The sequence below is a fragment of the Rhodococcus opacus B4 genome (genome assembly GCF_000010805.1).
GTDB classification, from domain to species: domain Bacteria; phylum Actinomycetota; class Actinomycetes; order Mycobacteriales; family Mycobacteriaceae; genus Rhodococcus_F; species Rhodococcus_F opacus_C.
In genome coordinates this window covers 1,265,738-1,287,997 of sequence record NC_012522.1, presented here as the reverse complement: position 1 = coordinate 1,287,997, position 22,260 = coordinate 1,265,738, and the positions used below count along the sequence as shown (strand labels likewise).

The 22,260-nt window shown below is 69.0% G+C and carries 19 protein-coding genes and 1 tRNA gene; 13 read left to right on the top strand and 7 right to left on the bottom strand.

All coding sequences use genetic code 11. The features are described 5' to 3' along the window. Positions 1-13: 13 nt before the first annotated feature. From ROP_RS06015 to ROP_RS06000, 4 genes are all read right to left on the bottom strand, one after another. The gene (locus tag ROP_RS06015) at positions 14-673 is read right to left on the bottom strand and encodes a TetR/AcrR family transcriptional regulator (protein WP_012688438.1); all 660 of its coding nucleotides are present in this window, start codon (positions 671-673) and stop codon (positions 14-16) included. A 132-nt stretch (positions 674-805) separates the two neighbouring features. Next, entirely contained in the window at positions 806-1,813 is a 1,008-nt protein-coding gene (locus ROP_RS06010; protein WP_043826279.1) for an NADP-dependent oxidoreductase, read from the bottom strand. 5 nt (positions 1,814-1,818) lie between these two features. Beyond that, complete coding sequence (locus ROP_RS06005; protein WP_012688436.1) at positions 1,819-3,336, bottom strand: AMP-binding protein; 1,518 nt, start codon at positions 3,334-3,336, stop codon at positions 1,819-1,821. A gap of 44 nt (positions 3,337-3,380) precedes the next feature. Further along, positions 3,381-3,863, bottom strand: a complete 483-nt coding sequence (locus ROP_RS06000) for a MaoC family dehydratase (RefSeq protein WP_012688435.1) — start codon at positions 3,861-3,863, stop codon at positions 3,381-3,383. A gap of 162 nt (positions 3,864-4,025) precedes the next feature. On the opposite strand from ROP_RS06000, the gene ROP_RS05995 reads away from it, so the two are divergent. From ROP_RS05995 to ROP_RS05960, 8 genes are read left to right on the top strand one after another with little or no spacing between them, the layout of a single operon-like run. Continuing rightward, on the top strand, positions 4,026-4,853 hold the full coding sequence (locus ROP_RS05995; protein ID WP_012688434.1) for an SDR family oxidoreductase: 828 nt from the start codon (positions 4,026-4,028) through the stop codon (positions 4,851-4,853). Between the two features lie 47 nt (positions 4,854-4,900). Next, complete coding sequence (locus ROP_RS05990; protein ID WP_012688433.1) at positions 4,901-6,151, top strand: acyl-CoA dehydrogenase family protein; 1,251 nt, start codon at positions 4,901-4,903, stop codon at positions 6,149-6,151. 1 nt (position 6,152) lies between these two features. Then, positions 6,153-6,935 carry an SDR family oxidoreductase gene (locus ROP_RS05985; protein ID WP_012688432.1) on the top strand — a complete coding sequence of 261 codons (783 nt, stop codon included), beginning with the start codon at positions 6,153-6,155 and terminating at the stop codon, positions 6,933-6,935. Continuing rightward, entirely contained in the window at positions 6,928-7,962 is a 1,035-nt protein-coding gene (locus tag ROP_RS05980) for a phosphotransferase family protein (RefSeq protein ID WP_012688431.1), read from the top strand. The genes ROP_RS05985 and ROP_RS05980 overlap by 8 nt, the downstream gene beginning before the upstream one ends. 25 nt (positions 7,963-7,987) lie before the next feature. Beyond that, positions 7,988-9,178, top strand: a complete 1,191-nt coding sequence (locus ROP_RS05975; RefSeq protein ID WP_043826277.1) for an acyl-CoA dehydrogenase family protein — start codon at positions 7,988-7,990, stop codon at positions 9,176-9,178. Then, a complete protein-coding gene (locus ROP_RS05970; protein ID WP_012688429.1) occupies positions 9,175-10,275 on the top strand; it encodes an acyl-CoA dehydrogenase family protein in 1,101 nt (366 codons plus the stop codon). The genes ROP_RS05975 and ROP_RS05970 overlap by 4 nt, the downstream gene beginning before the upstream one ends. Positions 10,276-10,311: 36 nt before the next feature. Beyond that, the gene (locus ROP_RS05965; protein WP_012688428.1) at positions 10,312-11,295 is read left to right on the top strand and encodes an NADPH:quinone oxidoreductase family protein; all 984 of its coding nucleotides are present in this window, start codon (positions 10,312-10,314) and stop codon (positions 11,293-11,295) included. A gap of 11 nt (positions 11,296-11,306) precedes the next feature. Then, positions 11,307-12,095, top strand: coding sequence for a glucose 1-dehydrogenase (locus ROP_RS05960; RefSeq protein ID WP_043824276.1), 789 nt, complete (start codon positions 11,307-11,309; stop codon positions 12,093-12,095). A 185-nt stretch (positions 12,096-12,280) separates the two neighbouring features. On the opposite strand, the gene ROP_RS05955 is transcribed toward ROP_RS05960, so the two are convergent. Then, a tRNA-Arg gene (locus ROP_RS05955) sits at positions 12,281-12,353 on the bottom strand. 166 nt (positions 12,354-12,519) lie between these two features. On the opposite strand from ROP_RS05955, the gene ROP_RS05950 reads away from it, so the two are divergent. Beyond that, positions 12,520-14,922 (top strand): phosphoketolase family protein, encoded by a 2,403-nt coding sequence (locus ROP_RS05950; RefSeq protein ID WP_012688426.1) that lies wholly within the window; start codon positions 12,520-12,522, stop codon positions 14,920-14,922. 9 nt (positions 14,923-14,931) lie between these two features. On the opposite strand, the gene ROP_RS05945 is transcribed toward ROP_RS05950, so the two are convergent. Beyond that, positions 14,932-15,666 carry a DUF305 domain-containing protein gene (locus ROP_RS05945; protein ID WP_012688425.1) on the bottom strand — a complete coding sequence of 245 codons (735 nt, stop codon included), beginning with the start codon at positions 15,664-15,666 and terminating at the stop codon, positions 14,932-14,934. Next, positions 15,659-16,579: a DUF3105 domain-containing protein gene (locus ROP_RS05940; RefSeq protein ID WP_012688424.1), complete on the bottom strand. Its 921-nt coding sequence runs from the start codon at positions 16,577-16,579 to the stop codon at positions 15,659-15,661. Before ROP_RS05940 ends, ROP_RS05945 begins: the two co-directional genes overlap by 8 nt. Before the next feature lie 206 nt (positions 16,580-16,785). On the opposite strand from ROP_RS05940, the gene argS reads away from it, so the two are divergent. From argS to thrC, 4 genes are read left to right on the top strand one after another with little or no spacing between them, the layout of a single operon-like run. Then, complete coding sequence (gene argS, locus ROP_RS05935; RefSeq protein WP_012688423.1) at positions 16,786-18,438, top strand: arginine--tRNA ligase; 1,653 nt, start codon at positions 16,786-16,788, stop codon at positions 18,436-18,438. Then, positions 18,435-19,856, top strand: a complete 1,422-nt coding sequence (lysA, locus tag ROP_RS05930; protein WP_012688422.1) for a diaminopimelate decarboxylase — start codon at positions 18,435-18,437, stop codon at positions 19,854-19,856. The genes argS and lysA overlap by 4 nt, the downstream gene beginning before the upstream one ends. After that, on the top strand, positions 19,853-21,166 hold the full coding sequence (locus tag ROP_RS05925; protein WP_005264470.1) for a homoserine dehydrogenase: 1,314 nt from the start codon (positions 19,853-19,855) through the stop codon (positions 21,164-21,166). The genes lysA and ROP_RS05925 overlap by 4 nt, the downstream gene beginning before the upstream one ends. Further along, positions 21,163-22,245, top strand: coding sequence for a threonine synthase (gene thrC / locus ROP_RS05920; RefSeq protein ID WP_012688421.1), 1,083 nt, complete (start codon positions 21,163-21,165; stop codon positions 22,243-22,245). Before ROP_RS05925 ends, thrC begins: the two co-directional genes overlap by 4 nt. The last annotated feature ends 15 nt before the right edge of the window (positions 22,246-22,260 follow it).

Genomic DNA, 22,260 nt, shown 5'->3' with positions numbered 1-22,260 from the left:
AGGCGTCCGTGTGTCACACCGGGCGGTCGAGGATTTCTTCGATGCGGTCGATCAGCCAGGATTCGTAGCGGACGCGGCTCCACCCGCATTCGTCCACGAGCAGGGCGTAGACCTGGTCGCCGGTCTGGACCCACAGTTCGTCGACCTGACCAGGATCGGGGGGACGGCTCGTGATCAGCTGTGCGACGTCGGCGACCGAGCGCCTGCGCTGCCCCTCCAGGTCGGCAATCGCCGCTGCGAGCATGGCGTCCACCGTCGCACCCTGCCGGATCGCCACGGCCAGGCGGTAGATGCGCTCGTTGATCGTGGCGATCATGCGCGCACCCATCTCGATGCGGTCGCCGGTCGTGCGTCCCGTGCCGATCGCCGTGTACACGGGCCGGTCGGCCAACGGCACCTGGGCGTCGTCGCCCACGATCGCGACCTCCAGCGCCGTCTTCAACAGGTGGGCCTTGGATCCGAACGCTGTGTAGACGGTTTCAACCGAAACCGCCGCAGCCCGCGCGATATCCCTCATGCCGGTGCCGCCCCAGCCACGTTCGGCAAACAGCCGCGTGGCGGCCTCGAGTACGACCGCTCGCGTCTGAGCTGCCTGCATCCGACGCAGCGGAGAGCGGTACCGGCGGGTTCCGGAATCGCCCGGCGCCGCCGAGTCGGACTCGACCCTTGCCATGTCCCGATTCTAGAACGCACAAGTTTTCAATACAATGCCGTTCAACCGATTTCTGTTCCCGGACGCGAACGCGGCCGCCACCGGAGTACGGTGACGGCCGCGAGGACCCTTCCGAGCGGGTGTAATCGGTGGTCAGCTGATCTTCAGCACCAGCTTGCCGGTGTTGGCGCCGTCGAACAGCAGGTTGAGGGTGCGGCCGAACGCCTCGACGCCGCCGGTTTCCACCTGCTCACGTGCCACGATCTCTCCGGCGCGGATCCATTCCGACATCGCCTCCATGCCCTCGGGGAACCGGTCGAGGTAGTCGAACACGATGAATCCCGTCATCGAGGCGCGATTGACCAGCAGTGACAGATACCGGGACGGACCGGGCTGTGGGTCGGTGGCGTTGTATCCGGAGATCGCGCCGCACAACGCAACCCGCGCGTTCTTGCGGAGCCGGGCCAGTGCGGCGTCGAGGATCTCGCCGCCGACATTGTCGAAGTAGACGTCGATCCCGTCCGGCGCGGCGGCGCGCAGTGCCTTGCCGACCGATTCGGACTTGTAGTCGATCGCCGCGTCGAAACCCAGTTCCTCGGTCAGCCAGGCGCACTTCTCGGGACCGCCGGCGACGCCGATCACCGTGGCACCCTTCAGCTTGGCGATCTGCCCGGCGATGCTCCCGACCGCTCCCGCCGCGCCCGAGATGAGCACTGTGTCGCCCTTCTCCAGCTTGCCGACGTCGGTGAGACCGAAATACGCGGTCATGCCGGGGAATCCGAGCGCGCCCAGCCACGTCGGCGCCGGGGCGAGCGACTCGTCGACGGCGAGGGCGCCGCGGCCGTCGGAGAGCGCAAACTCCTGCACGCCGAACTGCCCGGACACGAGCTGTCCCTCGGGGAACTTCGCGTTCTTCGACGCCACCACCCGGCCGACGGCGTGGGTGCGCATCACCTCACCGATCGCCACCGGCGGCACGTACGACTTCACGTCGTCGAGCCACCCGCGCATCGCCGGATCGAGGGACACGTAGTCCACCTTCACGGTGAATTCGCCGTCCGAGGGTTCGGGTACCGGTTCCGACGTGATCTCCCAGGTGGAGTCGTCGGGACGGCCGACCGGACGCTTCGCCAGTCGGACCTGCCTGTTCACGGATGTCACGGTGTTCACCTTTCGGGTACTTCTGCGGTCAGTGCGTCGAGTTTCAGTGCGGTCCTGTCGATCGACCGCTTGAGGATCTTTCCGGTTGACCCCTTCGGGAGGGCGTCGACAATCGCGACGATCCGGGGAATCTTGTATGCGGACAGTCGTTCCCGGGCCCAGGCGGTGAGCTGGGAGCCGTCCAGCCCGGACCCGGGGACGGTGGCCACGACCGCGGCCACCTCCTCGCCGTAGTGATCGTCGGGGACGCCCACGACGGCAGCCTCGAGGATGTCGGGGTGCGTGTACAGAACCTCTTCGATCTCGCTCGGGTACACGTTGTAGCCGCCGCGGATGATGAGGTCCTTCACCCGGTCGACGATGCGCAGATCGCCCTCCTCGTCGATCTCACCCAGATCCCCGGTGCGCAGCCAGCCGTCCGGGTCCAGGACTGCCGCGGTGTCGGCGGGCCGGTTCCAGTAGCCCTTCATCACGGTCGAGCCCTTCACGAACACCTCGCCGACGGTCCCGGGAGGGCAGGCGAGCCCGTCGTGGTCCCGCACCTCGACCTGCGTGCGGGGCACCGCGCGACCCGTGTAGCCGATCTTCCCGCCGCGGTCGACGTCGTTGAACGTGCCGAACGCGGTGGTTTCGGTGAGCCCATAACCCTCGAGGATGGTGCACCCGAAGCGGGACTCGAATTCGCGGGCCACCTCGCCCGGTAACGACGCGCCCCCGGAGATGGCGATGCGGAGCTGCGTGAAGTCCTGCGGGTCGGCGCCGCCGGAGGCATGCAGCATCGCGTTCCACATCGTCGGAACCCCGGCCATGATCGTGAGACGGTCGCGGCGGAGCAGGGCGAGCATCGCCGCCGGATCGAATCGGGCCAGCAGCGTCAGCGACCCACCGCCCGTGAACGTCGCCATCATGACGGATGCCTGCCCGAAGACGTGGAACAGCGGCAGTCCGGTGCCCGTCCGGTCGTCGCTCGACCCGCGACTGCATTCGGCGCCGATCTCACCGCCGGACAGCAGGTTCCCGACCGTCAGCTCCGCGCCCTTCGGCCGCCCGGTGGTCCCGGACGTGTAGAGGATGGCGGCGGTGTCGTCGCGGTCGCGCTCGGCGACGGGAACCGGCTCGGCGTCCGGTGACGCGCTGTCGGGAGTGAGCGTCCAGACCGGGATGTCCAGCGCGGCGGCCGCGTCGGCGATCGCCGGCCCGAGTTCGTGCCACACGATGGCGAGTGCGACGCCGGCATCGGCGAGGACGTACTCGCTCTCGGGCCGGGTCGACATCGTGTTCACCGGCACCACGACGCACCCCGCCGCCTGAATGCCCAGGTATGCGACCACGAATTCGGGCACCGAGGGTGCGGCCAGAAGGATTCGGTCGCCGGGGGACAGGCCCGCTTTCGTGAGCGCTCCCGCGTACCGGGTGCTCGCGTTGCGTAGCTGTCCGTAGGTCAGGGTGCTGTCCGCACCCCGCAGCGCGATGTTGCCGGGAGTGGCATCCGCGTGGCGCGACACCGGATCGAGCACATTCACCTGTGAGTACTTGTTAACCGCGGGCGGTTGATAAGTACTCACGGCTACTGTCCGGCCTCGACGACGCGGGCGACGGACTCGGACACCACCACCGGCTTGTCGGAGCCCTCGCGCTCGACGACCTGGCTCATGGTCACCTGGATGCCGCCGCCGACCTGTTCGGCCGACTGGACGGTGGCGCGCATCCGGATGCGTGCACCCACCGGCACCGGCGCGGGAAAACGGACCTTATTGTACCCGTAGTTCAGGCTGTGCGCGAATCCGTCGAAGCGCAGCAGGGTCGCCGACAGCGCCGGTCCGAGGGACAGGCTGTAGAGGCCGTGCGCGATGGTGCCGCCGAGCGGGCTGGCCGCGGCGCGCTCGGGATCGATGTGGATCCACTGGTGGTCGCCGGTCGCGTCGGCGAAGGCGTTGACGCGTTCCTGGGTGACGTCGTGCCAGTCGGTGGGGCCCAGCTCCTTGCCGATCAGCGCGGTGAGCTCGTCGAAGCTCGCCGGACGAACGGGCAGTGCGGCGGTGTCGGTCATCTGTCTCCCTCAATTTCGAGTGGTGCAGGGCCTGGATGTGTCACGTTGGCTGGGTCGGAATTCGAGGTGTGATCTGAATCCCGACACTTGAACTTGACGACGGATTCAACTATACAAAAGAGAGACGGGAGTCACAATGCACGGCGAAGGAGAGGACACCTCGTGAAGGTTGCACGGAAGGTCGCCATCGTGACCGGCGGTGGGGGCGGTATCGGCGGGGCGATTGCTGACCGTCTCGCCGAGCGCGGCGCCAAGGTGCTGGTCGCCGATCTGGACCCGACGGCGGCCTCCGCGGTCGCGGACGGCATCAACGCCCGCCACCCGGGATCCGCCGTCGCCGAAGATGCCGACGTCGCGGACGCCGATCAGATCCGGCGCATCATCGAGCGTGCGGAGACCGAGTTCGGTCCCGTCGACCTCTACTTCGCCAACGCCGGCATCGCGGGAGCTCCCGGCCTCGACGCCGACGACGCCGACTGGGACCTCGCGTTCGACGTCAACGTCCGCGCCCATATCCGCGCCGCCCAGCAACTCGTGCCGAAGTGGATCGAACGCGGCGAGGGGTACTTCGTGTCGACCGCCTCCGCGGCCGGGCTCCTCACCCAGATCGGTTCGGCCACCTACGCGGTCACCAAGCATGCGGCCGTCTCGTTCTCCGAATGGCTGTCGGTCACTTATGGCGACAGAGGGATTCGGGTCAGCTGCCTCTGTCCGATGGGGGTCGAGACGAAGTTGATGCGCTCCGGCCAGAACTCGGGCGATCCACTCGGTGTCGCGGCCACGAAGGCCGTCGTCTCGGCGGGGGAGGTGCTGCAGCCCGAGCAGGTCGCCGACATCGTGCTGGACGCTGTGGACCGCGAGACGTTTCTGATCCTGCCCCACGAGAGCGTGCTCGCCATGTACCGCCAGAAGGGTTCCGACTACGACCGCTGGCTGCGCGGGATGCGCCGCTACCAGAGTTCGCTGCTGGAGCACTGTGACACCCGGTAACGACAAGCAGACACCCATCGTTCCCTTACTACCCGTCAGGAGTTCCCATGTCCCTGTTTGACATTTCCGAACGAGCCCAGCAGTTGCAGGTCGATCTGCTCGAGTTCATGGATTCGCACGTGTATCCGGCGGAGGCGGTGTACGAGGAGCAGATGCGGGAGTCGGGGGATCCGCATTTCCAGCCGCCGGTTCTGGAGGAGTTGAAGGCGGAGGCGCGGCGCCGGGGGTTGTGGAATCTGTTCCACCCGCACCCGGGCACGGGTGCCGGGCTGACGAACCTCGAGTACGCGCCGTTGGCGGAGATCATGGGGCGCAGTCATATTGCGTCGGAGGCGTGCAACTGCAATGCGCCGGACACCGGCAACATGGAGGTGCTCGAGTTGTTCGGCACGGCCGAGCACAAGGAAAAGTACCTGAAGCCGCTCCTCGACGGGACGATGGCGTCGGCGTTCGCGATGACCGAACCCGCGGTGGCGAGTTCGGACGCGACGAACGTGGAGTTGTCGATGGTGCGTGACGGTGACGAGTACGTGCTGAACGGCCGCAAGTGGTTCGCGTCGAACGCGCTGCACCGCAATTGCAAGGTGCTGATCGTGATGGGCAAGACGGATCCGTCGGCGGCGCCGCACCGGCAGCAGTCGATGATGGTGGTGCCGATCGACGCGCCCGGGGTGACAGTGATGCGGGGGCTGCCGGTGTTCGGGTATCAGGACCGGGAGGGCCACGCGGAGATCGATTTCGCGGATGTGCGGGTGCCGGTGACGGACGTGCTGAAGGGCGAGGGCGAGGGCTTCGCGATTTCGCAGGCGCGGCTGGGTCCGGGTCGCATTCACCACTGCATGCGGGCGATCGGGATGGCGGAGCGGGCCCTCGAGCTGATGTGCCGCCGGGCGTCGTCGCGGGTGACGTTCGGGAAGCCGGTCAGTGAGAACGCGAACATCCAGGATTGGATCGCGGAGGCGCGCATCGAGATCGAGATGATCCGGTTGCTGACGCTGAAGGCGGCGTATCTGATGGACACGGTAGGGAACAAGGAGGCGCGGACGGAGATCGCGGCGATCAAGGTGGCCGCCCCCAATATTGCGCTCGAGATCGTGGACCGGGCCATTCAGGTGCACGGCGGGGCCGGGGTCACCGACGACTTCCCCCTCGCCATGGCCTGGGCGCACCTGCGGACCCTGCGCCTGGCCGACGGTCCCGACGAGGTCCACAAGCGCGCCATCGCGCGTCAGGAACTGCGCCAGTACCGCGACACCGCAGGCGCCTCCACCAACGGGCACAAGGTTGCGGTGAGCTGACATGGCCGGACTCGACCTGACCGGACGCACCGCGATCGTCACCGGCGCCTCGCGGGGCATCGGCCTGGCCGTCGCCCGGGCCCTCGCGGCCGCGGGCGCCGACGTGGTGCTCACCTCACGCTCCCAGGAATCGGCCGACGCCGCCGCGGCGCAGGTCGGGGGCACCGCGATCGGCGTCGCCGCGCACGCCGTCGACGAAGAGGCCGCCCGGCGCTGCGTCGACACCACCGTCGAACGGTTCGGCAGCGTGGACATCCTGGTCAACAACGCGGGAACCAACCCCGCATTCGGACCGGTCATCGACCAGGACCACGCACGATTCGCCAAGACCTTCGACGTGAACCTGTGGGCGCCGGTGCTGTGGACCGGGCTCGCCACGAAGGCGTGGATGGGCGAGCACGGCGGCGCCGTGGTCAACACCGCGTCCATCGGCGGCATGGCGTTCGAGGCGAACATCGGCCTGTACAACGCGTCGAAGGCCGCGCTGATCCACCTCACCAAGCAACTGGCGCTGGAACTGTCGCCGAAAATCAGGGTCAACGCCGTCGCGCCCGGTGTGGTGCGGACCAAGTTGGCCGAGGCGCTGTGGAAGGACCACGAGCAGGCCGTGTCGGCGTCCACGGCGCTGGGGCGGATCGGCGAACCCGAGGACATCGCGTCCGCGGTCGCGTTCCTCGTCTCCGATGCCGCGAGCTGGATCACCGGCGAGACGATGGCGATCGACGGCGGGCAACTGCTCGGCGACGCCCTCCCGTTCCGGCAGGGGGCCCAGCTCGGTGTCTAGCGTGGACGTCGTCGGCATCGACACCGAGGCCGTGAGCCGCTGGATCGGCACGCTCGGCCTCGGCACTGCCGGACCGCTGACCTTCGACCGGATCGGCCTCGGCCAGTCGAACCTCACCTACCTGGTCCGGGATCAGGGAGGTGGCAGATGGGTGCTGCGGCGCCCACCCCTCGGGCACCTGCTGGTGTCGGCCCACGACGTCGCGCGCGAGGCGCGGATCCTCTCCGCCCTCGAAGACACCGCGGTACCCACCCCGCGGGTGTTCGGGCTCACCGACGATCCGGAGGTGACCGACGTGCCGCTGCTGCTGATGGAGTTCGTCGACGGACAGGTCGTCGATCGGATGTCGATCGCGGAGTCCCTGACCCCGCAGCGTCGCCGGGCGATCGGCCTGTCGCTGCCGCGGACGCTGGCGAAGATCCATGCGGTCGACCTCGAGACCACCGGGTTGACCGATCTGGCCAGCCACAAGCCCTACGCGCAGCGTCAGCTCAAGCGGTGGTCGGGTCAGTGGGAGAAGTCGAAGACCCGCGAGTTGCCCGCCCTCGACGACCTGACCAGGCGACTCACCGCCTCGGTGCCGGAACAGCGGGAACTGACCCTCGTGCACGGCGACTTCCATCTGCGCAACGTCATCACCTCCCACGAGACCGGGGCGGTGACGGCCGCCCTGGACTGGGAGTTGTGCACCCTGGGCGACCCGCTCGCCGACGTCGGCAGCCTGCTCGCGTACTGGCCGGAGCCGGGTGAGACCACCGGCGGCGACTTCCCGGCGTCCACCCTCGACGGTTTCCCGGACCGGGTGGAGATCGCCGGGGTGTACCTCGACGAGACCGGACGCGACCCGGACGCCCTGGCGTTCTGGCACGTCCTCGGCCTGTGGAAGGTGGCGGTCATCGCGGAGGGCGTCATGCGCCGCGCCCGCGACGAACCGCAGAACAAGGCGGCCGCGGGCACCCCGACGGTCGAGCGCATCGACGATCTCGTGGCCAAGGCGTGCGATATCGCCGCCCGGGCCGGAATCTGAACCGACAGCGATGGGACTGATGGGCATGACCACTGACGAACCGGCGATCGCACGCGACCTGAGCGGCCGCGTCGCGACACTCGTCGAACAGAACGACCTGTCGGATCCGGCCCGGTTCCTCGGGGCCCGATTCGACGCCGGCCTCGCATGGGTCCACTTTCCGCCCGGACGCGGCGGTCTGGGGCTGCCGCAGAGCTTCCAGGCGCAGGTCGACGCCGAACTCGAGGCAGCGGGCGCGCCGGGTCCGGAGAAGGGTCGCAACGGGATCGGATTGGGCATGGCCGCGCCGACCATTGCCGCGTTCGGCACCGAGGAACAACAGCGGAAGTACCTTCGGCCGATCTTCACCGGCGAGCACATCTACTGCCAGTTGTTCAGCGAACCGGGTGCGGGTTCCGACCTCGCCGCGGTCGCGACGCGAGCCGTCCGTGAGGGTGACGGCTGGATCGTCAACGGGCAGAAGGTGTGGACGTCGGGGGCGCAGAACGCGCAGATGGCGATCCTCGTGGCCCGGACGGATCCGACGGTCCCGAAGCACGCCGGGCTCACCTACTTCCTGTGCGACATGAGCGATCCCGGTATCGACGTCCGGCCGCTGCGGCAGATCACCGGCGAGGCCGAGTTCAACGAGGTGTTCCTCACCGACGTCCGCATTCCCGATTCCGATCGGCTCGGCGGCGAGGGGCAGGGCTGGCGAGTGGCCACCGCGACCCTCAACAACGAGCGGGTCGCGATCGGCGGTTCCGCGGCCGCCCGGGAGAGCGGCATGATCGGACCGGTCGCCCGCGCCTGGCGGGAACACCCCGAACTCCGCGACCCCGCGATGCACGACGAACTGCTCCGGCTGTGGGTCGAAGCGGAAGTCGCCCGGCTGACCGGCGAACGGCTGCGGCAGCAACTCGCGGCCGGACAACCCGGCCCGGAGGGATCCGGACTGAAGCTGGCGTTCGCCCGGCTCGCGCAGACCATCTCCGGTTTCGACATCGAACTCCACGGCGAGGCCGGGCTGCAGTACGACGACTGGACCATGCGCCGCCCGGACAGGGTCGACTTCACCGGCCGCGAACCGGGGTACCGCTACCTGCGCTCGAAAGGCAACTCGATCGAGGGCGGCACGTCCGAGATCCTGCGCAACGTCATCGCGGAACGCGTCCTCGGCCTCCCGCCGGAGCACCGCGTCGACAAGGACATCGCCTGGAAGGACCTGCCCCGATGAACACCGCAGATCTGCTGTACTCCGACACGGAAGACGCCCTGCGCGACTCCGTCCGCCGGCTCCTCGCCGACCGCTGCCCACCGGAACTGGTGGCCGGGGCGTACGACGGATCGCCCGCCGACTGCTCCGGCGTGTGGAAATCGCTCGCCGCCGAACTCGGACTCGCGGGACTGCTCGTCCCCGAGGACCTGGGCGGCGCCGGGGCGAGCGCACGCGAGGCCGCGGTGGTCATGGAGGAGATCGGACGCGCCGTCGCGCCCGTCCCGTACCTGTCCAGCGCCGTCCTCGCAACGGTCGCGCTGGTGAAGGCGGGCGACACCGAGACGATCGGCGCACTCGCCGACGGGACGACCACCGGTGCGCTCACGGTCGGGCTCGCGACCGCACCGGGCCGGTTCACCCCCGCCGTGCGCCGGGTCGGCGACACCCTCACCGGCACCGTGACCAGCGTCGCGGGCGCCTCCGAAGCCGACATCCTGATCGTGCCCGTCGAGGGTCCGGGCGGGCTCGAGCTGCACACGGTGCCCGCGGGCACCGCCGGGGTCACCGTCACGCCCGTCCTCGCACTCGACATGACCCGGTCGCTGGCGGACGTCGCGTTCGACGGCGCGGCGTCGACCCGCATCGACGACGGCAACGCCGCGGCAGCCGTCCGGGAGGCCCTCGTTCTCGGCGCCGCACTGCTCGCCTCCGAGCAACTCGGGCTCGCACAGTGGTGCTTCCAGACGACGCTGGCGTACGTCAAGGACCGAACCCAGTTCGGTCGCGCCGTCGGGTCGTTCCAGGCGATCAAGCACCGCCTCGCCGACCTGTGGCTCGAAGTGACGTCGGCGGCCGCCGCCGCCCGGTACGCCGCCGACACCGCCGCCCGGGGCGACGCGGACGCCGAGGTCGCGGCCACCATCGCGCAGGCGTACTGCAGCGGGGTCGCCGTCCACGCCGCGGAGGAGTGCGTCCAGTTGCACGGCGGGATCGGCATGACGTGGGAATACCCCGCCCACCTGTACCTGAAGAGGGCGAAGAGCGACCAGCTCGCGTTCGGCACCGCCTACCGTCACCGCGCGCACCTCGCCGGTCTGATCGACCTGCCCGCGTAACCCGGGCCCTACCAACGACAGTCAGGAAGCAAACCCATGAAGGTATGGCGTGTCCACGAACTCGGCGAGCCGCGCACCGCACTGCACCTCGAGGAGGTCCCGGACCCCACGGCAGGCCCCGGGCAGGTGCTGGTCCGGGTCCTCGCCGCACCGGCGAACTTCCCCGACGTGCTGCTGTGCCGCGGTGAATACCAGATCAAGCCGCCGCTGCCGTTCACGCCCGGTGTCGAGTTGTGCGGCGAGGTGGTCGCGCTCGGTGAGGGCGTCACCCGCTTCGCCGTCGGCGACCGGGTCATCGGCAACCCGAACCTGCCCGGCGGCGGATTCGCGGAGATGGCCGTGATGGACGAGGTCGACACGTTCGCCGCCCCGTCCGCACTCGACGACGCCGAGGCGTCCGCGTTGAGCATCGGCTACCAGACGAGTTGGTTCGCCCTGCAACGGCGCACCCGGCTGAAGCCGGGGGAGACGCTGCTCGTCCATGCCGCCGCGGGCGGAGTGGGCAGCGCCGCCGTGCAACTGGGCAAGGCCGCGGGGGCACAGGTGATCGGCGTCGTCGGAGGCGCCGACAAGGCCGACTACTGCCGGCGGCTGGGGGCGGACCTGGTGATCGACCGGCGCACCGAAGACTTCGTCCCGCTGGTCAAGGAATTCACCGGCGGACGCGGCGCGGACGTCGTCTACGACCCGGTCGGCGGCGACGCCTACGCGAAGTCCACCAAGTGCATCGCGTTCGAGGGCCGGATCCTGATCATCGGGTTCGCCGGCGGCACCATCCCGACACCCGGCCTCAACCACGCCCTGATCAAGAACTACTCCATCATCGGACTGCACTGGGGCCTGTACAAGCAGTACAACCAGCAGGCGATCGCCGACTGCCACGAGGAACTGACCCGCCTCGCCGACTCCGGCGCCATCAGGCCGCTGATCAGCGAGCGGCTGTCGCTCGCGGACGTGGCCGACGGCCTCGGCCGGCTCGGCGACGGCAGCACCGTCGGCCGCCTCGTCTTCCAACCCTGAGAGGAATGCACATGGATGCAGGTTCACTGTTCGACGTCGCGGGCAAGACCGTGGTGGTAACCGGCGGTTCGCGGGGTATCGGCCGGATGATCGCGCAGGGATTCGTGCAGTCCGGCGCGACCGTTGTGATTTCCGCCCGCAAGGCCGAGGCGTGCGAGAAGGCCGCCGCCGAACTGTCCGCACTCGGGCCGGGGACGTGCCACGCGCATCCCGCCGACCTGTCCACCGAGGAAGGGATCGCGAGCCTCGTCGCACGGGTCGCCGAGGTGTCGCCCCGTCTCGACGTTCTAATCAACAACGCCGGCGCGACGTGGGGTGCGCCGGTCGACGAGTTCCCCGCCGGCGGATTCGACAAGATCTTCGACATCAACGTCAAGGGCGTATTCATGCTCACCCAGGCGCTGCTGCCGAGTCTGCGGGCCGCGGCGACCGACGACGACCCCGGCCGGGTGATCAACATCGGGTCGATCGACGGACTCGTCGTGTCCGGCACCGACAACTTCTCGTACGGGGCGAGCAAGGCCGCGGTGCACATGCTCACCCGCAAGCTCGCCGCGACGCTCGCCGCCGAACGGATCACCGTCAATGCCATTGCACCGGGACCGTTCCCGAGCAAGATGATGGCCTTCATCCTGGACGATCCGGAGCGGAAGGATGCGATCGAGGGTGCCGTTCCGCTCGGCCGGGTCGGCACCCCGGAAGACGTCGCGGGCACCGCGATCTTCCTGTCCTCACGTGCCGGTGCGTACCTCACCGGCACCGTGATCCCCGTCGACGGCGGGATGTCGGGAACGCGCTGAACGGCACGTCACACAGTCGGAGCACGGAACGAGCGAGAGGGGGCACGGCGACGACCCGCGGCCCGTCCCGGACGAACGGGACGGCCGTTGCGTCAGATCGAACGAGCGTCCCGTTCGTACGTGCGTCGCGGCGGCATGATCGCACGAAAAAAGCTGCACCGCGTGGGCGGTGCAGCTTTTTCGTGTGCCCCCGGCAGGATTCGAACCTGCGGCCTTTCGCTCCGGAGGCGAACGCTCTATCCCCTGAGCTACGGGGGCGCACCGGAAAACCGGTGTGCCGATTGGGCTGGCCAATGGTAGCGCATAGGTAGGGGGATCGACCAAATCGGTCCCCCTACTTCGTGGACTCGCCCCGGTAGACGCCCGAACGCGCCTAGTGTCGGGAGGACGTGGACGCTCGCGAACTCTCGGGGAGGGGTCGAGAATGACCGAAGTACGGCAGCCGGGGTCGCAGGACTCCGACGGGCACTATTCCGACGCCGACCTCGAGTCGGACCTGCGGTGGTGGGCGGCGGCCAACTATCTGACGGTTGCGCAGATCTACCTGCAGGACAACACGCTTCTGCGTGAACCGCTGCGCCCGGAACACATCAAACCCCGGCTGCTCGGGCACTGGGGGACGAGCCCGGGGCTGTCGATGATCTACGCGCTGCTGAACCGTCTCATCCGCCGGACCGACACGGACTGCCTGTACGTGACCGGTCCCGGTCACGGTGGTCCGGCGCTCGTCGCCGCCACGTACCTCGAGGGAACGTACTCGGAGGTGTATCCGGGCGTGTCCCGCGACGCCGCCGGTATCCACCGGCTGTGCCGGCAGTTCTCGACGCCGGGCGGCATCCCGAGTCACGTCAGTGTGCAGACCCCGGGCAGCATCCACGAGGGCGGCGAGCTCGGCTACGCGCTCGCACACGCCGCCGGGGCGGCATTCGACCACCCGAATCTGTTGGTGGCGTGCGTGATCGGAGACGGGGAGGCGGAGACGGGACCGCTGTCCGCGTCGTGGAAACTGCCCGCATTCCTCAACCCGGAACGCGACGGTGCGGTGCTGCCGATCCTGCACGTCAACGGTGCGAAGATCGCCGGGCCCACCGTCCACGGCCGCAGCAGCGACGCCGACGTCGAAGCGTTCCTCGGTGGTCAGGGGTGGGCGCCGGTCGTCGTCTCCGGTGACGATCCGCGGCAGGTCTTCCCGGCGCTGCATCGCGCCCTGACCGACGCCCATACCGCGATCTCCGACCTTCAGCGGGAGGCACGGGCCGACCGGCGCAGCGCCGCCAAGTGGCCGGCGATCGTGCTCCGGACCCCCAAGGGCTGGACCGGTCCGCGCACCGTCGACGGCGTGCTCGTCGAGGGCACGCACCGGGCGCATCAGGTTCCGCTGTCGGGAGTCCGCACCAACGAGGCGCATCTGCGTCAACTCGAGGAGTGGATGCGGTCGTACGGCCCGGACCAACTGTTCGACTCGTCGGGCGCACTCGTGCCGGACCTGGTGCGGCTGGCGCCGCAGGGCGACAAGAGGATGGGGTCGTCGCCGTACGCGAACGGCGGCCGCCTGCGCGCGGATCTTCCCGTCCCGCCCCTGGAGAAGTACGCGCTCCCCATCGAGAAACCCGGCACCACCCACCACGAGACCACCCGGGTACTCGGCGAATTGCTCCGCGACCTCTATGCCGCCACCACCACACAAGACGGCGGTGGATACTTCCGGCTGTTCTGTCCCGACGAAACGTCCAGCAACCGATTGGGCGCCGTCTTCGAGGTGACCGACCGGTGCTGGCAGCTGCCGGTCACCGACTACGACGACGGACTGGCGGCCCGCGGCCGGGTGATGGAGGTGCTCAGCGAGCACCTCTGCGAGGGATGGCTGGAGGGGTACCTGCTGTCGGGGCGGCACGGACTGTTCGCGAGCTACGAGGCCTTCGCGATGGTGAGCGTGTCGATGCTCGTCCAGCACACCAAGTGGCTGCAGCATGCGGTGGATCTGCCGTGGCGGGCGCCGGTGGCCTCGCTGAACGTCCTGCTCACCAGCACCTGCTGGCGCAACGACCACAACGGGTTCAGCCACCAGGGGCCGGGCATGATCGACGCCGTGATCCCGCTCGCACCGGATGTGGTCCGGGTGTGGCTCCCACCGGACTCGAACACCCTGCTCTCGATCGCCGACCACTGCCTCCGCAGCACCGATCACGTCAACCTCGTCGTGGTCGACAAACAGCCGCACCTGCAGTACCTGTCCCTTGCGGAGGCGCACGCGCACTGCGCGGCCGGGGCGTCGGTGTGGGAGTGGGCGGGAACGGAGTCTTCGGCGGGCACCGAACCGGATGTCGTGCTCGCTGCCGCCGGGGACGTCCCGACCCAGGAAATTCTCGCCGCCGCGCAGTTGCTGCGCGAACACACCCCGGAACTGGTCACCCGGGTGGTCAATGTCGTCGACCTGATGGGGCTGCTCACGCCGACCGAGCACCCGCACGGATTCGACGCGCGCACATTCCTCGACCTCTTCACCGCGGACACGGACGTGGTGTTCGCGTTCCACGGGTACTCGCGCGCCGTCCACGAGTTGCTACACGGACGTCCCGCACCGGACCGCTTCCACGTCCGCGGCTTCAGCGAACAGGGCACTACGACCACACCGTTCGACATGGTCGTGCTCAACCGGATGAGCCGATACCACCTCGCGCTCGCCGCGCTGCGCCGCACGCGGCGGGAGCCGGCCGGTGCCACGGAGTTGGCCGATCACTGCCTCCGGCAACTCGAACGGCACGGCGAATACGTCGTCGCGCACCTCGAGGACATGCCCGAGGTGCGCGACTGGACGTGGTCGTGACGCCGGACGTCAGTTCATCGGCAGGGGCGCGGCGCCCTTCGCGGTGAGCATGTTCGTCATCACCGTCGATTCGCTCTGCTGGGTGTCCACCATCGTCTGCGCGAGACTGCGGACCGCGTCTTCCGACGCGTGCTGGGCCGCGTACTCCATCATCGGGAGCCCGCCCTGGTGGTGCCGCAGCATCAGCTGGAGGTAGAGGACGTCGACGGCCGGGCCGGTGGCCTGACGTAACGCGGCCATGTCCTCCGACGACGCCATGCCGGGCATCTTCGACATCGACTCCATGTGCGTGTTCTCGGCGGTCCCGTGGGTGTGACCGTCCGAGTGCTCGGATTCCATCCAGCCCATGTAGCCGCCGGACGGCAGGGCCGGCTGATCCCACAGCGCGAGCCAGCCCTGCATCTGTCCGAGCTGGTTCTGCTGTGTGGTGAGGATGTCGTACGCGAGACTGCGGACCGCCGGGTCGGTGGCATTGGCCAGCGCAATCGCGGACATCTCCACCGCCTGGCTGTGATGCACGCTCATGTCCTGCGCGAATCCGACATCGACGGAACCGGCCTCGGGAACCGGGGTGCCGGAGTCCTCGAGCGGAAGCCGGGCGAGGAACCCGAGCGCGAATCCGAGGGCGATGGCGCCGATCAGCCCGATGACCAGCAGCGCTGTGCGCTGACTTGGCCGGGCCGGGGCCGCCTCGTCGACGGAATCGGTCTCCGGTCCGTGCCCGGGATCGGCGGAACTAGCCATTGCCGCCCTCGGCCGGGGCCTGCTGCAGATCGGACGGCAGTTGCAGGTCGCTCGGGAGCTGCATGCCGCTCGGCAGCTGCGCTCCCGCGCCGCCGGATTCCGACTGGTCGGGGCTGATTCCGCCACCGTCCATCGGCACCGCGTCCGCGCCCGGCGTGGACGGGTCGAACGGTGGCGGGTTGTCCGGGTCGAAACCGGAGCCCGGGATGGACGAGCAGCTCGCGCCGACCTCGGGATAGGTGTTCTTGTTGATCCGCAGCGCGGTGATGAACTGGTCGATTCGCTCGTCGTCGACGCTGTCCACCTTCAACTGGTGACCCCACGACTGCACGGAGACGGGACTGTCGAGGCCCGGGTACGGCGACAGCAGCGTGTACGTCTCGCCGTCGACCTTGTCCTTCAGCGTCTCGACCTGGTCGGCGGACAGCTCGTCCGGGTTGTAGGCGATCCACACGGCACCGTGCTCGAGCGAGTGCACCGCGTTCTCGGTGCGGATCGCGTTCGGGTAGACCGTGCCGGTGCACGTCGCCCAGATGGCGTCGTGCGGGCCGCCGAACGGCGGCGACTGGTCGTACGCGACGCGCTGCGTCGGCTGGATGTGGATGCCTGCCGGATAGTCGACCTTCACGACGCCGTCGATGTTGACCGACGGATCGGGGTTCTCGGCGCTCGGCGCGTACTTCGCGGCCTCTTCCTTGGCCTGATACTTGGGAACCAGGTTGATCGCGAGAACCGCCACGAGTGCGAGAACGGCCGCTCCGGCGCCGATCGTCAGCCACGGGATGTTCCGCGGAGCGGACGCGCCGCCCTTGACTTTCGCGCCGCCGCTCTTCTTCTTGGCGGCCTTGATGGCCTTCGCCGACTTCGCGCCCGAGTTCTTATCGGGACCGCGACTTTCCGAACCGCTTGGCATCGATTGTGATCTTTCGGTGTGTGGGTTACGGGCGCTCGACCCCGGTGACCGGGAGCTGAGAGCCGGGACTCAGGGCGATCCCACTCTACTTACCCACCCTGAGCGCAACCTGGGAGAGTGGCCGGGCCCACGCTCGCCGGCGGTCGCCGGGACTCGCGGGAAGCCGGATCACCGCTCGGGACGCGTTGGCCATAGGATAGATACCTGTGACTCCAGCTGACCTTGCCGAACTGCTCCGCGGAACCGCCGCGAAAGTGCTCGCCGAACGCGGACTCGACGTGTCCGTGCTTCCCGAAACTCTCACGGTCGAGCGTCCGCGCAATCCCGAGCACGGCGATTACGCCACCAACGTCGCGATGCAGGTGGCCAAGAAGGTCGGTACCAACCCGCGTGAGCTGGCCGGCTGGCTCGCCGACGCGCTGACCGCCGCCGAGGGCATCGACAGCGCCGACATCGCGGGCCCGGGCTTCCTCAACATCCGCCTGGCCGCCGACGCGCAGGGCGCGATCGTCGCGAAGATCCTCGAGGCGGGTGCCGCCTTCGGGGCGGGTCACACTCTCGACGGCAAGAAGATCAACCTCGAGTTCGTGTCCGCGAACCCCACCGGCCCCATCCACCTCGGTGGAACCCGCTGGGCCGCGGTGGGCGACGCGCTGGGCCGCATCCTGTCGACCCAGGGCGCGGCGGTCACCCGCGAGTACTACTTCAACGACCACGGCGCCCAGATCGACCGGTTCTCCCGCTCGCTGATCGCCGCCGCCAAGGGGGAGCCCGCCCCCGAGGACGGATACGCGGGCGCCTACATCGCCGACATCGCCGCCCAGGTGCAGCAGCAGCGTCCCGACGTGCTGGACCTGCCCGCGGGCGAGCAGCAGGAAGTGTTCCGGTCCATCGGCGTGGACCTGATGTTCGCGCACATCAAACGCACCCTGCACGAGTTCGGCGTCGACTTCGACGTCTACTTCCACGAGAACTCGCTGTTCGAGTCCGGCGCGGTGGAGAAGGCCGTAGAGACGCTGAAGGATTCCGGCAACCTCTTCCAGGAGGACGGCGCCTGGTGGCTCAAGAGCACCGACTTCGGCGACGACAAGGACCGGGTCGTCATCAAGAGCGACGGCAACGCGGCGTACATCGCCGGTGACATCGCCTACTTCCAGGACAAGCGCTCCCGCGGCTTCGACCTGTGCATCTACATGCTCGGCGCGGACCACCACGGGTACATCGGCCGGCTCAAGGCGGCCGCGGCCGCGTTCGGCGACGACCCCGACACCGTCGAGGTGCTCATCGGCCAGATGGTGAACCTGGTCCGCGACGGTGTCGCGGTGAAGATGAGCAAGCGCGCCGGCACCGTCATCACCCTGGACGACCTGGTCGAGGCGATCGGCGTCGACGCGTCGCGGTACGCCATGATCCGGTCCTCGGTGGATTCGAGCATCGACATCGACCTCGAGCTGTGGACGAGCACCGGAAACGAGAACCCGGTGTACTACGTGCAGTACGCGCACGCCCGGCTGTCGGCCATCGCCCGCAACGCCGCCGACCTCGGCATCGCCGTCACGGATCCCGACTTCTCGCTGCTGATCGCGGAGCAGGAAGGCGATCTGATCCGCACCCTCGGCGAGTACCCGCGGGTCGTGACCAGCGCCGCGAATCTACGTGAGCCGCACCGCATCGCGCGGTATCTCGAGGAGCTGGCCGGTGCCTACCACCGGTTCTACGGTGCCTGCCGCATCCTGCCCCAGGGCGACGAGGAGGTCGGCCCGCTGCACATCGCGCGCCTGGCCCTGTGCGACGCGTCCCGTCAGGTCCTGGCCAACGGTCTCGCCCTGCTCGGCGTCAGCGCACCGGAGCAGATGTGAACGCGCACCCCGCCGGTCCCAAGCACGCCGAGCAACTGCACGCGCCCGGTCTGCCCGAACGTCCCGCCGATGCGGCCGCGTTCGCCGCTCTGTCTCCGGACGTGTGGCCGCGCAACGCGCGCCGCGCCGACGACGGAGTCGTGAGCCTGGCCGGCATCCCGGTCACCGAACTCGCCGAGAAGTACGGCACCCCACTGTTCGTCGTCGACGAGGACGACTTCCGGTCCCGCTGCCGCGACATGGCCCGTGCGTTCGGCCCGGCGGCCAAGGTCCACTACGCATCCAAGGCGTTCCTGTGCGGCGAGATCGCCCGCTGGGTCGCCGACGAGGGCCTGTCCCTCGACGTCGCTTCGGGCGGCGAACTCGCGGTCGCGCTGCACGCCGGGTTCCCTGCGGGGCGAATTGCCATGCACGGCAACAACAAATCGGTCGCCGAGCTCAACGCCGCCGTGTCGGCCGGGGTCGGGCACATCGTGCTCGACTCCGCCACGGAGATCGACCGCCTCGACAAGGTGGCCGCCGAAGCCGGTGTGGTGCAGGACGTCCTGATCCGCGTGACGGTCGGAGTCGAGGCGCACACCCACGAGTTCATCTCCACCGCCCACGAGGATCAGAAGTTCGGGTTCTCGCTCGCGGGCGGTAAGGCGATCGACGCGGTCCGGCGGGTCTTCGCCGCAGACAACCTGCGACTTGTCGGTCTCCACAGTCACATCGGCTCGCAGATCTTCGACGTCGACGGCTTCGAGGTGGCCGCGCACCGCGTGATCGGGCTCCTGCGGGACGTCGTCGCGGAATTCGGCGTCGACAAGACCGCCCAGATCTCGATCATCGATCTCGGCGGCGGCATGGGAATCTCCTACGTCCCCACCGACGACCCGCCGCCCGTCGACCAGCTCGCCGCCAAACTCGGCGACATCGTGCGCCACGAGTCGGCGCTCGCCGGTCTGCCCGAGCCCACGCTGGCCGTCGAACCCGGCCGCGCGATCGCCGGACCGGGTACGGTCACGCTGTACGAGGTCGGCACCATCAAGGACGTCACCGTCGGCAGCAACCTCACCCGCCGGTACGTCAGCGTCGACGGCGGAATGAGCGACAACATCCGCACCGCGCTGTACCAGGCGGAGTACGAGGCCAAACTGGTCTCGCGGGTCAGCGACGCGGCGCCGGTGGTGTCCCGGGTCGTCGGCAAGCACTGCGAGTCCGGTGACATCGTGATCCGCGACACCTGGATGCCCGAGGACATCGACGCCGGCGACTTGCTCGCCGTCGCGGCCACCGGTGCATACTGCTATTCGATGTCGAGCAGGTACAACCTGCTCGCCCGCCCTGCCGTGGTGGCGGTGCGCGACGGACAGTCGCGCGTGATCCTCCGGAGGGAAACCGTGGAAGACCTGTTGAGCTTGGAGGTACAAGAGTGACGAGCGAATCGGCGCATCGCGCTATCGGTGTGGCCGTCCTCGGCCTCGGCAACGTCGGGAGTGAGGTCGTGCGCATCCTGCGGGAGCACAGCGAAGACCTCGAGGCTCGCGTCGGCGCCCCGCTGGAACTGCGTGGAGTGGCCGTCCGCCGCCCCGGCAAGGACCGCGGAATTCCCGAGGAGTTGCAGACCACCGACGCGGAGTCCCTCGTGGCCCGCGACGACGTCGACCTGGTCGTCGAGGTCATCGGGGGCATGGATCTGCCCCGCAAGCTGATTCTCTCGGCGCTGAACTCCGGCAAGTCCGTCGTCACCGCGAACAAGGCCCTCCTCGCCGATCACACCGGTGAACTGGCCGAGGCCGCGGAACTGCACAACGTCGATCTCTACTTCGAGGCCGCCGTTGCCGGTGCGATCCCCGTGATCCGCCCGCTCATCCAGTCGCTCGCCGGCGACCGGGTGAACAAGGTCGCCGGAATCGTGAACGGGACTACCAACTTCATCCTGTCGGCGATGGACGAGACCGGCGCCGACTACGCCGCGACCCTCGCCGAGGCCGGACGCCTGGGATACGCCGAGGCCGATCCGACCGCCGACGTGGAGGGCTACGACGCCGCGGCCAAGGCTGCCATCCTCGCGTCGATCGCGTTCCACACCCGGGTCACCGCCGCCGACGTGTACCGCGAGGGTATCTCCAAGATCACCGCTGCCGACCTGACCTCGGCTCGCGCCCTCGACTGCACGATCAAGCTGCTGTCCATCTGCGAGCGGATCACCACCCCCGAGGGCAAGGAGCGGATCTCCGCGCGGGTCTACCCGGCGCTCGTGCCGCTGGAGCACCCGCTGGCCTCGGTCAACGGTGCGTTCAACGCGGTCGTCGTCGAGGCGGAGAACGCCGGGCGCCTGATGTTCTACGGTCAGGGCGCCGGCGGCGCCCCCACCGCGTCGGCCGTGATGGGCGACCTGGTGATGGCCGCGCGTAACAAGGTGAACGGTGGCCGCGGACCGCGCGAGTCCAAGTACGCCAAGCTCAAGATCGCGCCGATCGGCGACATCCCCACCCGCTATTACGTCAACATGCAGGTGGCGGACAAGGCCGGGGTCCTGTCGGCGGTGGCTGCCGAATTCTCGCAGCACGGCGTCAGCATCTCGACCGTGCGGCAGGAAGGTGCCGGCGACGGCGCCCGCCTCGTCGTCGTGACCCACGTCGCGACGGATTCTGCCCTGTCGGAAACCGTTGAGGCCCTGAGCAAACTCGAATTCGTCACCGCTGTGACCAGCGTGCTGCGACTGGAAGGCACCGAACAATGACCGGCACCCGTAATCCCGTTCACACCCCCTGGCCGGGGCTGATCGAGGCTTACCGCGACCGCCTCGCCATCGGGCCGAACTGGAAGACGGTCACCCTGCGCGAGGGCGGCACCCCGTTGCTGCCCGCCGGGCACCTCTCGGAGATCACCGGCTGCGACGTCTACCTGAAGGTCGAGGGGCTCAACCCCACCGGTTCGTTCAAGGATCGCGGCATGACGATGGCCGTGACCGATGCGCTGGCCCGCGGCCAGCAGGCCGTCCTGTGCGCGTCCACGGGTAACACGTCCGCTTCCGCGGCCGCGTACGCCGCCAAGGCGAAGATGACGTGCGCCGTGCTGGTGCCGCAGGGCAAGATCGCGATGGGCAAGCTCGCGCAGGCCGTCATGCACGGTGCGCGGATCATCCAGGTGCAGGGCAACTTCGACGACTGCCTCGAACTGGCCCGCAAGACCACCGCGGAATTCCCCACGATCGGGCTCGTGAACTCGGTCAACCCCGTCCGCATCGAGGGTCAGAAGACCGCGGCGTTCGAGATCTGCGACGCCCTCGGCAAGGCCCCCGACGTGCACGCCCTCCCGGTCGGCAACGCCGGCAACATCACCGCCTACTGGCGCGGGTACTCCGAGTACTACGCGGACGGCCTCACCAGCGTGAAGCCCCGCATGCTCGGCGTGCAGGCCGCGGGCGCGGCGCCGCTCGTCCACGGTGCGCCGGTGAAGGACCCGGAGACCATCGCGACCGCGATCCGCATCGGCTCGCCCGCTTCCTGGAACGGCGCTGTCGCCGCCAAGGAAGAGTCGCACGGCGCCTTCCGGGCCGCCACGGACGACGAGATCCTCGAGGCGTACCGGCTGATCGCCAGGACCGAAGGGGTCTTCGTCGAACCCGCGTCGGCCGCGAGCGTCGCGGGCCTGCTCGCCGCCCGCAAGGAGGGCTGGCTGGACTCCGGGCTGACCGTCGTCTGCACGGTCACCGGTAACGGCCTCAAGGACCCCGACACGGCGTTGGCGGGTATGCCTGAGGTCCAACCGATCCCGGTCGACCCTGTCGCTGTCGCCTCGGCCCTCGAGCTGGCGTAGTGGGGGCTCCCACGC